We start from the raw sequence: 16,187 nt of genomic DNA, 5'->3' as shown, positions 1-16,187 counted from the left end.
CACTTTAACATAATGTTTTTGACTTGTCAAAACTAACTTTTTGCAACGATAATATCTATCTTCCCCCTGATATACATCATATTATCAAAGGTGGCATTGCTGTTGTCCGTTCTTTTATGCTTTATTTGTCCTTGTCCTTATGCGCCTTTTTCCATTCTTCGGCATATTTTTTCCGCGCTTCCGCCTTATCCTTCTGGCGCTTCTCGTATTCCTTCTGCGAAATGGCCTGCAGGTATTCGTCCGGAATACGGCTCACGGCCTTGGGCTGCAGACGGTAAAGCTCGGCAAAATCAGCCTTGGCCTGCTCCGTGTTGCCCTGTTCATCTTCAATGACCGCCGCCAAATAATAGGAAACTGCGTTCTTTTTGTCAATTTCCTTCGCTTGGGCGATATCTGCCAGCGCCTTGTCCAGCTCGCCCAGCATATGATAGATGTCGGCCCGGTTCAAATAGGTGTAGATGTTCTTATTGTCCGCAGCTACCGCCTTATCCGCTTCGCTGAGCGCTCCGGCAAAGTCACCGCTTACCGCCTTAGCCCGGGCGTTGATGGCCTGACTTTCCGCCAGATTGTCCATATTGCGGCTGGCCAAGACCCGCTGCATCTGCGCCAACGCCTTGTCGCCCTGACCGTAATCACTGTAGGCGTCCGCATTCTCCCGCAGCTTCTTGACCGCCTTGCCGTCAGCGTTTAACACTTCTTCTCGTCGTTCGGCCAGCTTCTGGTTCCGCTTACTTTCTTCAGCCAGCATCTTGTTACGGGCACCGCTGGCCGCTTCCCCGGCATAGGCTCTTTCCACCAGGGACTGGAGTTTTGCTCCGGCCTGCGCCTTTACTAGAAACTTCTGCAGCAGCGCATTCACCCTGTCATTCGAAAGACAGGTCAGATTCCCCTGCCCATCCTGACGGAAATTCCAGCCCGTGATGCTGTCGTAATCATGGAAGGCCTTGGCCAGCGCACCAGCCACCAGATAAGCCGTTTCCGCTGTATTGTCGTAATCCTCGGAAGTGGACTCTGCCGAAAGCAGCTTTTCCCCATCCACATAGATGTCCTTCCTATCCTTTACCGTCACATGTGCGCAGCCATAATCGGACATCATCTGCGCCAGCTTGTCTTCCCGCAGTTTCGTCTCGGGATGGTCGCTGTAGCTTTCCCGCTCCTGCCGCTTGGTGTCCGGGTCTTGATATTCCAGGAAATTCTGCGTTTCATAGGTCAGGTAGTAGGCCATGCGGGCCATGGCCGCAGCTCCGCCGCCGGGATTGAAACCGGCACTGGCCATCAGGTAAAAGCCGCCCTCGTCGGCCTCGTACTCTGTGGGCAACGTGATGTTCTTGGCAATGGAATAGTTCACCAAACCGTTGAGCTTATTCCAGTCCATGGAGTTGGTATCCATATTAATCATGCTCATGCCCATGTACTGCGCCACCGCCTGGGCATAATTCTTGGCACTGTGCTGTTCGAGGCCATGCGTCATTTCATGGGCGAATACCGACGCCAGCTCATCCGGTTCCATATTAAGACCCCGCACCAAGGCCCGGTTGATGCTGATGTAATTGGTAGGATAGCAGGCGGCATTGAAATCCTTGCTGTCGTTCACGGCCCAGACAAAGGGCAGGGAATTGACCTTGAGCACATAGTTCCCCTTCGCCAGCAGCTGTGCCATGACGGAATTCACCACCTGCACATCGTTGTCATTGCCATCAAGGCCATTCTTCTGCACATCCTGAATCCGACTCTGCACCTGGGCATTGACATCATTGCCCAGCGCCAGAATGCCTGCCAGACTGGACTTATAGGCCGCATAAACGCCCAAGGCCTGCGCTGCTGCCCCCCAGGCATCCACCGCCTCCGCTTTGGGCAGCGGCGCCGCCACACTTATTCCCAAGGCCCCCATCACGATAAGAGCCGTCAATTTTTTATGCCATTTGCTATTCTTCCACAAAAAAATCACCTCATATCCATAAGCATTTGCTTTATTCTACCACAAATTGATTAGAAATAGCTGAAAACACTTCGGATATGAGGTGATTTTATTCAGAAAAGAATTGGCTTATTTCGTATGGTTAAAGGCTGCCTTGCCTGGATAAACGGCACTCTTGCCCAGTTCTTCCTCAATGCGCAGCAACTGATTGTATTTCGCTACGCGCTCGGAACGAGACGGAGCACCGGTCTTAATCTGGCAGGTATTGAGGGCCACTGCCAAGTCGGCAATGGTGGTGTCCTCCGTCTCGCCGGAACGATGAGAAACCACAGCGGTGTAACCGGCCTTATGGGCCATCTTGATGGCTTCCAATGTTTCCGACAGCGTGCCAATCTGATTGAGCTTAATGAGAATGGAATTGCCGCAACCCATGTCGATACCTTTTTTCAGGCGCTTCGTATTGGTGACAAAGAGGTCATCACCGACCAGCTGAACCTTGTCCCCAAGCTCTTTGGTCATCTTCTGCCAGCCTTCCCAGTCTTCTTCATCCAGACCATCTTCGATGGAGTAGATGGGATATTTTTCAATCAGGGACTTCCAGTGGGCAATCAGTTCATCAGAAGTATACTCCCGGCCGGACTTCGGCTGCTTGTAATGGCCCTTGCCCTTCTCACTCTTCCATTCAGAAGATGCCGCATCCATAGCCAGCACAAAATCCTTGCCCGGCTCATAACCGGCATCCCGAATAGCCTGCAAGATGTGTTCAATGGCATCTTCATCGGATTTCAAATCCGGTGCAAAGCCGCCTTCATCCCCAACAGACGTGGTATTGCCTTCCTTCTTCAAGAGTTTCTGCAGCGCATGGAATACCTCTGTGGACCAGCGCAGTGCTTCGCGGAAAGTGGGCGCGCCCGCCGGCATAATCATAAACTCCTGCGTGTCCACAGAATTGGTGGCATGTGCGCCGCCATTTAAGATGTTCATCATCGGCACCGGCAGCTGATTGCCATTCAGACCGCCGAAGTAGCGATAGAGGGAAATGTCCTGCGCCGCAGCTGCCGCTTTGGCGGCTGCCAGAGACACGGCCAGAATGGCATTGGCACCCAGATTGGATTTGTCCTCTGTACCGTCCAGCTCCAGCATAATGCCATCCACAGCATAACCATCGGCTGCATCCACACCAATAAGTGCAGGCGCAATCTTCTCGTTGATATTGGCCACGGCCTTGGAAACGCCCTTGCCGCCAAATTTATCTTTATCGCCATCCCGCAGTTCCAAAGCCTCGAACTCACCGGTGGATGCCCCGCTAGGCGCTGCCGCCCTTCCCCGGGAACCATCCGCCAGTACCACTTCAGCTTCCACCGTAGGATTGCCCCGGGAATCAATAATCTCCCGGCCAATAACCTGCATGATTTGCAAATAATCCTTCATGGATATCCTCCTTATCTTCAACAAATGAATCTTACAAATCCATTATAATATAATCGATAAAGATTTTCAATATCATAAATCTCGCAAAAAAAATACATTTTTTCTTTTTTTGTAACTCAAGTTACATATTCTTTTCATAAAACTTTGCTATTATAAGGATGTCGATAAGAACTGCTTGGTTAATCCCCCAGGCTGGTGTTCTTATTGATTCCCTAGACAAGAAGGAATATCCCACCCTTCTTGCTTCCCATTTCTCAAATTTTTTATCATCCCTTCCCTAGAGGGCCACGGAGTCAATCCCACTCCGTGGCCTTTTGTTATGCCTATGACACAAAGACCACATAAAAAAAGGTTCTGACCAATCAACTGACCGGTCAGAACCTTTTGGCTATTCCCTTATCCATAATTCCCTTTCCCGCCATCTCCTCACAGCGAGTCTAGCATTTTAATCCCTTCATCAGCCTTTGGCATCAAGCCGTCGTACTGGCTGAAACCGTATTCCCCAGCAGATGCTGCTGTTCCAGTACGCTCGTGCCATCCAGTTTGGCTTCGGAAATCACACGGTTTCCTTCCACCTTCAGAATGACCAGCGAACCATCCGCCAGCAGTTTGGTCAGGGTCACTGCCCCCACACCACTTTCCACTTCGGAATCCGCTGCAGCCTCGCTCGATGTCAGCTTAGCCAGAATCTGGCCAAAAGTTCCCGCCGCCGAATGCAGATTGTAATCGGTTCTGGCTTTGGCTTCCTGCTGCCAGTAATTGAGGCTGCTGGTTGACGCAATCGTATTAATACTCATGCGTATCCTCCTTTCCACAAACGTCAGAAAAAATCCTGCATCTATACTATCGTATAAATGCAGGATTAATTAATAGCTAATCACAAATTTTAATGAAAATTTAATTTGTTGTGCACGAAGAAAAATTCTTATTCAAACTCAATGGTTGCAGGCGGCTTGCCCGTGCAGTCGTACATGACGCGGTTGACGCCCTTGACTTCGTTGACGATACGCGTGGTAACCGTCTGCAGAACTTCCCAGGGAAGCTGTGCGCTTTCCGCCGTCATAAAGTCAGAAGTCATAACCGCCCGCAGGGCAATGGCGTAATCATAGGTACGACCGTCACCCATAACGCCAACGGAGCGCATATTGGTAAGCGCGGCAAAATACTGGCCCAGATTCTTGTCAGCACCGGCTTTAGCCACTTCTTCACGGTAGATGGCATCCGCTTCCTGCACGATTTTGACCTTTTCTTCCGTAACCTCACCGATGATGCGGATGCCAAGCCCCGGCCCTGGGAACGGCTGACGGCTCACGAGATATTCGGGAATGCCCAGTTCACGGCCGGCGTTGCGCACTTCATCCTTAAAGAGCAGGCGCAGAGGCTCCACGATTTCCTTGAAGTCCACAAAATCCGGCAGGCCGCCCACGTTGTGATGGGATTTAATCACAGCCGATTTACCCAGACCGCTTTCGATAACATCCGGATAAATCGTGCCCTGCACGAGGAAGTCCACTGCACCAATCTTCTTGGCTTCTTCCTCAAACACACGGATAAATTCCTCGCCGATAATCTTGCGCTTGGCTTCCGGCTCCGTTACGCCTTTGAGCTTAGCATAGAAACGGTCCTTAGCATTTACGCGGATAAAGTTCACATCATAGGGACCGTTTTCACCAAACACTGCCTCTACCTGGTCACCTTCATCTTTGCGCAAGAGGCCATGGTCAACGAACACACAGGTCAGCTGCTTGCCGATGGCCTTGGACATGAGGACAGCTGCCACAGACGAATCCACGCCGCCGGACAGAGCGCAGAGCGCCTTGCCACCACCGATTTTTGCCTTGAGTTCCGCAATGGTCTTTTCCACGAAGGAATCCATCTTCCAGTCACCGGCACAGCCGCAAACATTGTAGACGAAGTTCTTGAGCATGGTCTGCCCCTGCACCGTATGCATAACTTCCGGATGGAACTGCACGGCATAGAGGTTTTCCGCCGCATTTTCCATGGCGGCCACCGGACAAACAGGAGTATCTGCCGTAACCTTGAAAGAAGCCGGGGCACTGGCGATATAATCCGTATGGCTCATCCAGCAGATGGTCTTGGCCTCCACACCCGCAAAGAGCTTCGAAGCCTGCTCTTTGATGGTGACTTCCGTCTTGCCGTATTCGCTGGTAGGTGCCGTATCCACCTTGCCGCCCAGCTTATGGGCCATCAGCTGGGAACCATAGCAGATGCCCAGCACCGGAATGCCCAGCTTAAAGAGTTCTTCGCTGCAAGTAGCCGAATCTTCCTTATACACGCTGTTGGGGCCGCCAGTGAGGATAATGCCCTTGGGTGCCATTTCCCGAATCGCATCCAAAGACAATGTATGCGGATGTACTTCGCAATACACATGGTTTTCCCGCACCCGCCGGGCAATCAGCTGATTGTACTGCCCGCCGAAATCCAACACCAAAATCATTTCATTTGCCGGCTTGCTCAAAATATCTTCCTCCTGTTTTCTATATGTCCATAAAGCTTTTTAACGATTATATCATAAGGACACACGAATTAAAAGCGGTCAGCATATTTTCAACAAAGAACTAAAAAAATTGTTTTATTCCTGTATACAGCTGAATATCTGCCTATATGACCATCTTTCTCCTTAATCCTCCCATTTTCTTCGCTTGCCTGGACGTTGGGAACTTGCTATAATAGCACCGTTGTGACATAGGGATGTTTCCTTAATCGGTAATATTTTTATTCTCACAGCGAGCGTACTGATTTTATATAGAGCTTTTATCCTAACCGGGTGAAGCATTCCCAACTTTTACCTGCCATTCCCCATGGCAGGATTTTTTTATATAAAACTCAAAAAGGAAAAGCCGCAGGCACGATAACCTGCGGCTTTTATCATAATAATTCCTTTACCTGTAAAGCTTCCCCACTTTATTTCACAAAGAAAGGCATGTGTGTCATCACTTCCCCAAGTGACAATTGCTATTATACGATTGAATATTACCAAGGACAATACCACCAAAGTATATAATATGAGTCATTCTACTACTTTGGTGGTAGTCCCAATCAAAATAGCGAAACGTGCTTAGCAACGTTCATACTTTTTACACATGGCTTTCAGTTCTGCCGGTTCGAGTTCCAGCAAATAATCCGGCTTCAGACACCACTTCCAGTTGAGTCCTACAGTGCCTGGCGTATTCATGCGGCCGCGCTCGTCAAGTCCGAGCAAATCCTGCATGGGCGCAATGGCCAATCTGGCCTCGCTCGCATAGGCAAATTTCAGCAGCCCTTTGGCAATCTCCTTGGGTCTGTCCATCGGCTTGTTCAGCAGGGCGGCCACCGCAGCCCGGGTGGCTTCATCGATGTCCTGCTTGTACCAGCCCACGGTGGTATTGTTGTCGTGGGTGCCGGTATAGACAATGCTGTTTTCCGGAGCCACAAAGCCTAACCGCCCCTGTTCGTTGAAGTGCAGGGTAAAGTGCAGAACTTTCATGCCCGGGAAGCCGCAGTCCTCCCGCAGGGCTTCCACTTCGTCGGTGATAATGCCCAAATCCTCCGCCACGATTTCGAGTCCCGGAACTTCCTTGCGGATGATGTCAAAGAATGCCTTGCCCGGGCCCTTACGCCAATGGCCGTTAATGGCCGTTTCCGCTTTGCCATCCACTTCCCAATAGGACTCGAAGCCCCGGAAATGGTCGATACGCACGATGTCCACCAGCCGATGCAGATTTTCAAAGCGCTTCTTCCACCAGGCATAATTTTCCTTCTCCATGGCCTTCCAGTCATACTGGGGATTCCCCCAAAGCTGACCGTTCGCACTGAAGTAATCGGGGGGAACGCCCGCCACGGTCTTGGCCGTGCCATCTTCGTTCAAGTCAAAGAGTTTCTGGTTGGCCCAGACATCCGCACTGTCATGGGAAATGAAGATAGGCATATCTCCCATGATTTTAATGCCCTTGCTGGCTGCATATTCGTGAAGCTTGCTCCATTGTTTATGGAAGATAAACTGCACGAACTTGGCATAGCCCACATTCTCCTCCAGCCGCTCAGCCAGTTTCGCCAAGGCTTTTTTATCGCGGCTCTTGATGGGTTCCGGCCATTCATACCAAGCCTTATACTTAAAGTCCTTCTTGGCCGCATCAAAGAGAGCATAATCATCCAGCCAGCTGGCAGCTTCCTCGGTAAAGGCCTGGAACTGACCTTTTATCTCCACATCTTTGCTCTTCTGGAAAGCCAGCCATGCCTTCTTGAAGCATTTTTGCTTGAAGGAGATAACCCGCTCAAAGTCGATAAAGGAGGATTTGCTGGCATAAGGCATCTTTACTTCGGCCGGTGTCAGCCAGCCCTGCTCTAACAATTCATCCACATCAATGAGCAGCGGATTTCCCGCAAAGGCCGAGGGTGACTGATAGGGTGAGTACCCAAAGCCCACCGGCCCCAAGGGTAGAATCTGCCAAACTTTCTGTCCGGCTTCTGCCAAAAAGTCTACAAACTTATAGGCTTCTTTGCCCATATCCCCAATACCGTACTTAGATGGCAGGCAGGTGGGATGCAGCAGGATGCCAGCCCCCCGCTCGTATTTCCGGGGCAGTGGCTCATATTCGAGCAGTCTTGCCGTCAGCGGCGGCATTTTCACCGTCAGCTTGCCCCGTACGGAAACAAGTTTTTCGACCTTCACACCTTCCACCGCCACCATATCCGCAAACTGCCCATCGGCAAAGTCGCTGATATCCAGCGTGACGGTATGGGACTCACTGCGGCTGCGATTAAAGACAGCGATAAAGGCGCCGCTGTCCGCATCAGCACCGAATACATCATGACCACTGCGCACCACCCGGGCAAAGGCCAGAACATCTCCTTCTGCCGTCAGGGACAACAATTCACCGGTCTGGAGGGCATCGTGTTCATTGCGGGCCTTGATGATGGTGCGGTAATATTCCCGCAGTTCCTCATCGCCGCCCTGCCATTTGTAAGGCCGGCGGTTCGTGGGGTCCTTGAACCCTTCCATGCCGATTTCATCCCCATAATAGATGCAGGGGACACCGGGATAAGCCATCTGGAATAGCGCCGCCATCTTGAGACGTGCCTTGCCTATCTTGTACATTTCCGGCGTGAGTTTTGCCCGGCATTGTTCAACGGCCGGCATGCCGTCGTAATAGGGCGTTTCCCCTAAGAGGGTAATAGCTCGCTGCACATCATGACTGCCAATCAGATTCATCATGGCGTAGAAATTTTCCCGCGGATAATTTTCCCGCAGACTGTTCAGCTGCAGCATGGTATTATGAGCTGTCACATATCCGAGCAGATAATCCAGCAAAATCTTGCGGAAGGGATAATTCATGGCCGAATCCATTTCCTGACCGCAAAGATATTTTCTAGGCGTGCCATAGGCGATTTTGTTGGAAGCATCCTCCCAAACCTCGCCTATCATCACGGCATCCTTATCTGTCTTTTTGAGCTCTGCATAGAATCCCTGCGAGAATGGTTCCGGCAATTCATCGATAACATCCAGACGCCAGCCCGCAATCCCTTCGCTCAGCCAGTGATGAAGCACACTGTCCGGGGCACGGTAAATGAAATCCATATAGGACGGGTTGGTTTCCGTTACATTGGGCAAAGTGTCAAAGTTCCACCAGCAATCGTACTCATAGGGGAAATTGCGGAAATTATACCATTCATAATAGGGCGATTTTTCTGACTGAAAAGCACCTACACCTTCATACTTCCCCTTGCGGTTGAAGTACCGGCTGTTGCTGCCTGTATGGCTGAACACACCATCGAGAATGATGCGGATGCCCTTCTTTTTCGCCACTTCCACAAAATCCCGGAACTCCTCATTCGTGCCCAAGATGGGGTCAATCTTATGGTAATCCCCGGTATCATAATGATGATTGCTCTCGGATTCAAACACCGGATTGAGGTAAATAACGCTGATGCCCAGTTCCTTCAAATAGTCAAGCTTGGCCATGATGCCGGCAATATTGCCGCCATAGAAGTCATAAGATACGATTTCCTTGGTGTCCGGGTCCTTGTAGTAGCAAGGGTCATCTGTCCAGCTGGCATGGTAAACAGCACCTTCTTTTTCGATGAGCTTATCTCCCTGACGATAAAACCGGTCGGGGAAAATCTGGTACATCACCGCATGCTTGAACCAGTCCGGAGTCTTTGCGCCCTTGTTGTAGACGGTAATCTGATAGGATGGCGGCACATTGGGATAAACACCACCGCTGCCCCCCAAATGCTCCATATTGTTGCCATAATAACAGGTACCATCACTGCAGGAAATAATGAAATAATACCAGAGCAGACAGCCCTTTGCCGGCATCTCCACTTCCAGAGAATAGTAACGGACCTCTGCTTCCTGAGGGTCTTTGGTGGTCAATGGCAAAAGTTTTTCCCCTTGTTGGTCCTGCCAAAGTCGCAGCAATACCTGATTAATCTGCTGCTTTGACTTAATCTGCAGCCCCAGTCTCACCTTGCTCCCTGCCTCAGCAGCCCCTATCGGACTGCGATAGTACACGTTATGGGAGTTATGTTCAACTTCATTGCGTACAAGCAACCTAACCCCTCCTTTTTTTGCGGTTAAGGGCGGCAAATGCTTGCCGCCCCGTACAACCTAATCCTTATTTATTTGCCAGCTGCTCATAGAGCTTCTTATATTCCTTAGCCGAATTATCCCAGCTGAAGTCCGTTGCCATAGCGTTGTGAACGATATGGTTCCATTCTTCGTAGTTTTCATAGGAACTCAGGGCACGCTTCAGCGCATACATCATCTCATGCGCGTTGTAGTCGCTGAAGACGAAGCCATTACCTGTCTGGGTGTACTTGTCATACTGCTGCACCGTATCCTTGAGGCCGCCCGTCTCACGTACTACAGGAATCGTACCGTAGCGCATTGCTACAATCTGGCCGATACCGCAGGGTTCGTAATTGGAAGGCATCAGGAAGATATCCGCACCGGCATAGATGCGCTGTGCCAGTTCATTGGAGAACTTGATGTTGCCGGACACCTTGTGCGGGAAGCGCCATGCCAGCCCCTTGAACCAGTCTTCATATTCCTTGTCGCCGGTACCCAGCACGATGAACTGGATATCCTCATGCATGAGGATTTCATCCATCATACGCACGATGAGGTCAAGGCCCTTGGCGGCTACCAGACGGGAAACCAGAGCGACAACCGGCGTACGGCGGCCTTCCGGCAGACCCAGCATCTTCTGCAGGGCAACCTTGTTGTCCATCTTGCGGTCCTGGCTGTCCACATCATAGGTTTCAAAGAGGTTCTTATCCGTCATCGGATTGTACACATCATAGTCGATGCCGTTGACGATGCCAAAGAGGTCATCCCGGCGGCTGCGCAGCAGGCCGTCCAGATGCTCACCGAAGTATTCATACTGAATTTCCTGTGCGTAGGTCTTGCTGACGGTGGATACATAGTCGGCATAAATGATACCGCCCTTCATGAAGTTCACCGCATCGTAGAATTCCAAATCGCCGTTGTTGAAATACTTCCAGTCAAGTCCGAGTACATCCTCCATGACATTCTTGGGGAACACACCCTGATATTTGAGATTGTGAATCGTATACAGCGTCTTGATTTTCTGATAGCGTTCATCATCCATGTGCTCCAGCTTCAGGAACACATTCACGAGACCTGCATGCCAGTCATTGCTGTGAATGACATCGGGCCAGAAGTCCATAGCCGGCAGGAGGTTGAGTACCGCACGGCTGAAGAAGGAGAAACGCTCGGCATCATCGTCATAACCATAGAAGCCTTCACGATTATAGTACTCCTGATTATCTACGAAATAATAGGTTACGTTGTTGTAAACCAGCTTGTCCAGACCGACATACTTGCTGCGCCAGGCAACTTCGAGTTCGCCGTCATAAACATGTTCCATCTGGTCTACAAATTCCTTGGCAATCGCACCATACTTCGGCATGATTACCCGAATATCCACGTCTTCTTTCAAAAGTGCTTTGGGCAAAGACCCGGCCACGTCAGCCAAGCCCCCCGTCTTGACAAAAGGTACAGCTTCCGATGCTACATAAAGAACTTTCATTTCGGATTTCCTCCCTAACCTTTAAGCGTATGTTTCTAAGCATTAACCGCGGCTTCCTCCAGCGGAGTTTTGACCGCCCTCTTGCGAGTCGCAGTTTTAGATGCTGCCTTGGCCTTGGTGTTTGCCTTGGCTTTTGGCGCCTTGACTGCTGTGGTTTTCTTACTTGCCTTTTTCGTCGTTGTTTTCGCTGCCGTCTTTTTGGCAGTCCCTCTTTTCACCTTGGCTGCAACTTCTGTGGAATCTTTTTCCCCATCAACTGCAAAACCTCTGGCCTCCACCTGTTCATTCACCTCGGGAAAGGAGGCATTCGAGCCATCCTGCCGCTTGAGACGCAGATAAATGGTGGAAAGTGGCGGGATGGTCAGCTTAATGGACTGTTCCCGATTGTGCCAGGGTACATCCTGGCTCTGGATTTCCCCTGCATTCTTCACGCCGCTGCCACCGAAGTCTTCCCCATCGGAGTTAAAGACCTCGATATAGCTGCCCTTGGCCGGTACGCCAATGCGGTAATCCTGATGGACTTCCGGCGTAAAGTTGCTGATGCAGATAACAAAGTCATTGCTATCCTCCGCCTTGCGGATAAAGGAGACAATGCTGTTGTTATTGTCGTTGGGGTCAATCCACTGGAAGCCATTCCAGTCAAAATCAACCTGCCAAAATGCACGGGTATCTACATAGAATTTATTGAGCGTCCTGGAATAGGCCTGCATCTTTCTATGCATATCAAATTCCTGTACCAGATGCCAGTCCAGACTGTCATCGAAGTTCCACTCGGCAAACTGAGCGAACTCACCGCCCATAAAGAGGAGCTTCTTGCCGGGATGGGCCATCCAGTACCCGAAGAATCCTCGCAAGCCTGCAAATTTCTGCCAGTAATCACCGGGCATCTTACTGATGAGGGAACATTTGCCATGTACGACCTCATCATGGGACAGGGGCAGGACAAAGTTCTCGGAGAAGGCATACATGAAGGAGAAGGTCACCTTGTCATGGTTCCATTTACGATAAATGGAATCCAGGCTCACATACTTCAGCATGTCATTCATCCAGCCCATGTTCCACTTGTAGTTAAAGCCCATACCGCCCATATAGACGGGTCTGGAGATAAGCGGCCAGGATGTGGATTCCTCGGCAATCATCAGGGCCTGCGGATGGAATTTGAAGATGGCTTCATTGAGCTTGCGCAGGAAATCCATGGCTTCCAGATTCCCTGTATCGCCGTACTTGTTGGGCACCCATTCCCCGTCCTTGCGGCCATAGTCCAGATAGAGCATATTGGCTACTGCGTCAATGCGCAGGCCGTCAATATGGAATTCCTCAAACCAGAACATCGCGTTGGATATGAGGAAGCTCTGCACTTCTGTGCGGCCGTAGTCGAAGTTGGTGGTTCCCCACTCCCAGTTCTCCGCCCGCTGCTCATTGTCAGACTCGTAGAGGTTCTGGCCATCAAAGTGGCGCAGCCCCTGCTCGTCCTTGCAGAAGTGTCCCGGCACCCAATCCATGATGATGCCGATGCCATTCTGATGGGCGCGGTCCACGAGATAACGGAAGTCATCCGGGGTGCCATAACGGCTGGTCACTGCATAATAGCCGGTAGCCTGATATCCCCAGGAACCATCAAAGGGATGCTCACAAAGGGGCATGAACTCAATATGGGTGTAGTTCATGTCTTTGACGTAATCAATGAGCTGGTCAGCAGCCTCCCGGTAGGAGAGATATTCCCCATCTTCCCCCCTGCGCCAGGAGCCTAAATGCACCTCATAAGTCAGCATGGGACGGTCGTAAGACGCTTCCCGGTTCTTCTGAACCTTCCAGGCATCATCGCCCCACTTGTAGTGGTTCATGTCAAAGGTGCGGGAAGCCGTATCCGGCTTCTTTTCCGCATAGAACCCGTACGGGTCGGCCTTCATGATATGCGGGCCTCCCCACTGGGGCTCAATGGCGTACTTATAAAGTTCGCCTTCCTTCAATTTTTCCACAAAGGCCACCCAGATTTCCCCATCACCGATCTTGTGCATGGGTGTTACCCGGGTATCCCAGTTGTTGAAGTCCCCCACTACACTGACGGACTTGGCATGGGGTGCCCAAACTGCAAAGCGGATGCCTTTCTTGCTGCCCTGCTTTGCAAAATGCGCCCCCAGCATTTCATACGCATGATAGTTTGTGCCCTGATGGAACAAGTACAGGTCAAACTCGCTTAAATCCGAAGTCTTCAAATATTAATCCCCCTTAGCCCCTGAAACTTACGAAATTCTCACGGGTTTAACGTGCCAGATTTCGTTGGCATATTCGTCAATGGTTCTATCCGAGGAGAACTGACCGGAGTTGGCGATATTCATTGCCGAAGAAGTCAGCCAGCCCAGCTTGTTCTTATAGCGGCGCATGATTTCTTCATGACCCCAGGCGTAAGAGCTCAGGTCCTTCAAAATGAAGAATTCATCATTGCCGTGAATCAGGTAGTCATAGAGGGAACGGAAATCGCCATAGGTGCCATCAATGAGCTGGTTCATCACGAAGCGCACCATTTCATTGCTGTTGTATTCGTCCCAGGCAGAATAGGAACCCGTCATGTAATAGGACAGTACCTCCTCTGCCCGCAAACCGAAGATGACGCAGTGGTCATCGCCGCCATGGTCGCCACCGACTGCCTCGCGGATTTCGACGTTGGCGCCGTCCATGGTTCCCAGGGTAATGGCACCATTCATCATAAACTTCATGTTGCCAGTACCGGAAGCTTCCTTGGAAGCCGTGGAAATCTGTTCGCTGACATCAGCAGCAGGATAGACGATTTCACCAATGGATACACCGAAGTTTTCGATAAAGACAATCTTCATCTTATCCTTGATGGTTCTGTCGTTGTTGACCTTTTCCGCCACTGCATTGATCAGGCGGATGGTTTCCTTAGCGATATAATAGCCCGGCGCAGCCTTACCACCGAAGATATAGGTGGTCGGAATCATATCATAGCCCTTATCATTTTTCAGCAGGTCGTACTGATACATGATATGGAGGATATTCATCAGCTGACGCTTGTAGGAATGAATTCGCTTCACCTGGATATCAAAGATACTGTCCGGATTAACCTTGATGAGGTTATGCTCCAGAATATATTTGGCCAGATGTTCCTTGCGCAGGTGCTTGATTTTCCCCAGTTCTGCCAGGAAGGGCTTATCGTTTACATAATCGTTGAGCAAATCCAGCTGTTCCGGATAGCGGTGCCAGCGACGGCTGCCCAAGGTATCATCAATAAGGCCGGCCAGTTCCGGATTAGCTCCCATCAGCCAGCGGCGATGCGTGATGCCGTTGGTCTTGTTGTTGAACATCTTGGGGTTGTATTCATAGAAGTCATGCAGCGTCGAAGCCTTCAGGATGTCGGAGTGAATCTTGGCTACGCCGTTTACACTGTGACCGCCCACGATAGCCAGTCTGGCCATGTGCACCATGCCGTTTTCCAGAATGGACAGGGCCTGAACCTTGGCATCGTTACCCGGATAGCGTTCCCGTACATCTTCGAGATGACGGCGGTTGATTTCCTCGATAATCATGTAGACACGCGGCAGCAGTTCCTTGAACATATCCACCGGCCAAGTTTCGAGGGCTTCCGGCATGATAGTATGGTTGGTGTAAGCGATGGTGTTCTTGGTAATAGCCCAGGCCTCACTCCACTCCAAACCGTATTCATCAATCAGGATGCGCATGAGTTCTGCCACAGCCACTGCCGGATGGGTATCGTTGATATGAATAGCAATTTTCTGGCTGAGGTCATGAATCTTCATGCCCGTCTTGACATAATGGCGTACAATGCTCTGCACGCCGGCAGAGGTCATGAAGTATTCCTGAATCAGGCGCATCTTGCGGCCTTCCCAGGTACTGTCATCCGGGTAGAGATAACGCGTAATACTCTCAACGAAATTACGGTAATCGTTTTTCTGGCGAATCTGTTCCTGCGTGAGATAACCGTAGTCGGAGAAGTCGCGGTTAACTTCCGCATTCCAAAGGCGCAGGTTGTTTACCGTACTGTTATGATAGCCGACAACCGGAACATCATATGGTACAGCCATAACCACCATGGGGTCTTCATGCACGAGTTTCAGGCTGCCATCCGGCATTTCCTTCATATAGGCATTGCCGTAGAACTTGACATCGATGGCCTTATCCGGCTTGCGGTACTCCCAGGCAAAACCATTCTTGAGCCAGTTATCGGGAATCTCAACCTGGTTGCCATTGATGATTTTCTGCTCGAAAAGACCATACTGATAGCGGATGCTGCAGCCGTGGCCCGGCAGATGATGAGCAGCCATGGAATCGATAAAGCAGGCAGCAAGTCTGCCCAAACCGCCGTTGCCCAGACCTGCATCCGGTTCTTCTTCATAGACCTTATCCAAATCCAGCTTGAAATCGCCTAATACATCACGAATAGCTTCTTCCAGCCCCAAATTAATCAGGTTGGACTTCAGCAGACGGCCCATGAGGAACTCAATGGAGAAATAGTAAATCTGTTTCTCTTCACGTTCCATATAAGCCTTGTTCGTCTTAATCCAGTTTTCCGAAATATACTGTTTAGCCGTAGCGGCTACCGTCTGATAGATTTCATTTTCCGTCAGTTCATCCAACTCACGGCCCCACATGATATGGGCGGTAGCGATAAAGCGGGTCTTTAGTTTTTCTTTGAGCTTCTTAAACTCCGCATCGTTAACTTTTTTCTTTGCCAAAAAAAACACTCCCTTTTTTCAGCTTCAACACAACACAAGAAGAGACCGTCATAACTTGGCTTATGCCCGTTA

General features: G+C 50.5%; 8 protein-coding genes. All 8 read right to left on the bottom strand.

What is annotated here, in order from left to right:
* Positions 1–121 precede the first annotated feature (121 nt).
* Positions 122–1,948 (bottom strand): M48 family metalloprotease, encoded by a 1,827-nt coding sequence (locus P157_RS0104770; RefSeq protein WP_329811656.1) that lies wholly within the window; start codon positions 1,946–1,948, stop codon positions 122–124.
* Between the two features lie 99 nt (positions 1,949–2,047).
* On the bottom strand, positions 2,048–3,349 hold the full coding sequence (gene eno / locus P157_RS0104765) for a phosphopyruvate hydratase (protein ID WP_026759995.1): 1,302 nt from the start codon (positions 3,347–3,349) through the stop codon (positions 2,048–2,050).
* 470 nt (positions 3,350–3,819) lie between these two features.
* Positions 3,820–4,146 (bottom strand): hypothetical protein, encoded by a 327-nt coding sequence (locus tag P157_RS0104760; protein ID WP_026759994.1) that lies wholly within the window; start codon positions 4,144–4,146, stop codon positions 3,820–3,822.
* 128 nt (positions 4,147–4,274) lie between these two features.
* The gene (guaA, locus tag P157_RS0104755) at positions 4,275–5,807 is read right to left on the bottom strand and encodes a glutamine-hydrolyzing GMP synthase (RefSeq protein WP_080695467.1); all 1,533 of its coding nucleotides are present in this window, start codon (positions 5,805–5,807) and stop codon (positions 4,275–4,277) included.
* Between the two features lie 621 nt (positions 5,808–6,428).
* Complete coding sequence (gene malQ, locus P157_RS0104750) at positions 6,429–9,902, bottom strand: 4-alpha-glucanotransferase (RefSeq protein ID WP_026759992.1); 3,474 nt, start codon at positions 9,900–9,902, stop codon at positions 6,429–6,431.
* A 64-nt stretch (positions 9,903–9,966) separates the two neighbouring features.
* Positions 9,967–11,403, bottom strand: coding sequence for a glycogen synthase GlgA (glgA, locus tag P157_RS0104745; protein ID WP_026759991.1), 1,437 nt, complete (start codon positions 11,401–11,403; stop codon positions 9,967–9,969).
* A 35-nt stretch (positions 11,404–11,438) separates the two neighbouring features.
* On the bottom strand, positions 11,439–13,619 hold the full coding sequence (gene glgB, locus P157_RS13890) for a 1,4-alpha-glucan branching protein GlgB (RefSeq protein WP_037368120.1): 2,181 nt from the start codon (positions 13,617–13,619) through the stop codon (positions 11,439–11,441).
* A 27-nt stretch (positions 13,620–13,646) separates the two neighbouring features.
* The gene (locus P157_RS0104735; RefSeq protein ID WP_051598496.1) at positions 13,647–16,124 is read right to left on the bottom strand and encodes a glycogen/starch/alpha-glucan phosphorylase; all 2,478 of its coding nucleotides are present in this window, start codon (positions 16,122–16,124) and stop codon (positions 13,647–13,649) included.
* Positions 16,125–16,187 lie beyond the last annotated feature (63 nt).

The organism is Selenomonas ruminantium AC2024, from assembly GCF_000687995.1.
Lineage (GTDB): Bacteria > Bacillota > Negativicutes > Selenomonadales > Selenomonadaceae > Selenomonas_A > Selenomonas_A ruminantium_B.
The sequence above is the reverse complement of the archived record's forward strand: the minus strand, read 5'-3'. Positions and strand labels throughout refer to the sequence as shown.

Coding starts and splice junctions, on each gene's coding strand:
- eno (WP_026759995.1), bottom strand. CDS start 3,349: ATGAAGGATTATTTGCAAATCATGCAGGTTATTGGCCGGGAGATTATT.
- P157_RS0104760 (WP_026759994.1), bottom strand. CDS start 4,146: ATGAGTATTAATACGATTGCGTCAACCAGCAGCCTCAATTACTGGCAG.
- guaA (WP_080695467.1), bottom strand. CDS start 5,807: ATGATTTTGGTGTTGGATTTCGGCGGGCAGTACAATCAGCTGATTGCC.
- glgA (WP_026759991.1), bottom strand. CDS start 11,403: ATGAAAGTTCTTTATGTAGCATCGGAAGCTGTACCTTTTGTCAAGACG.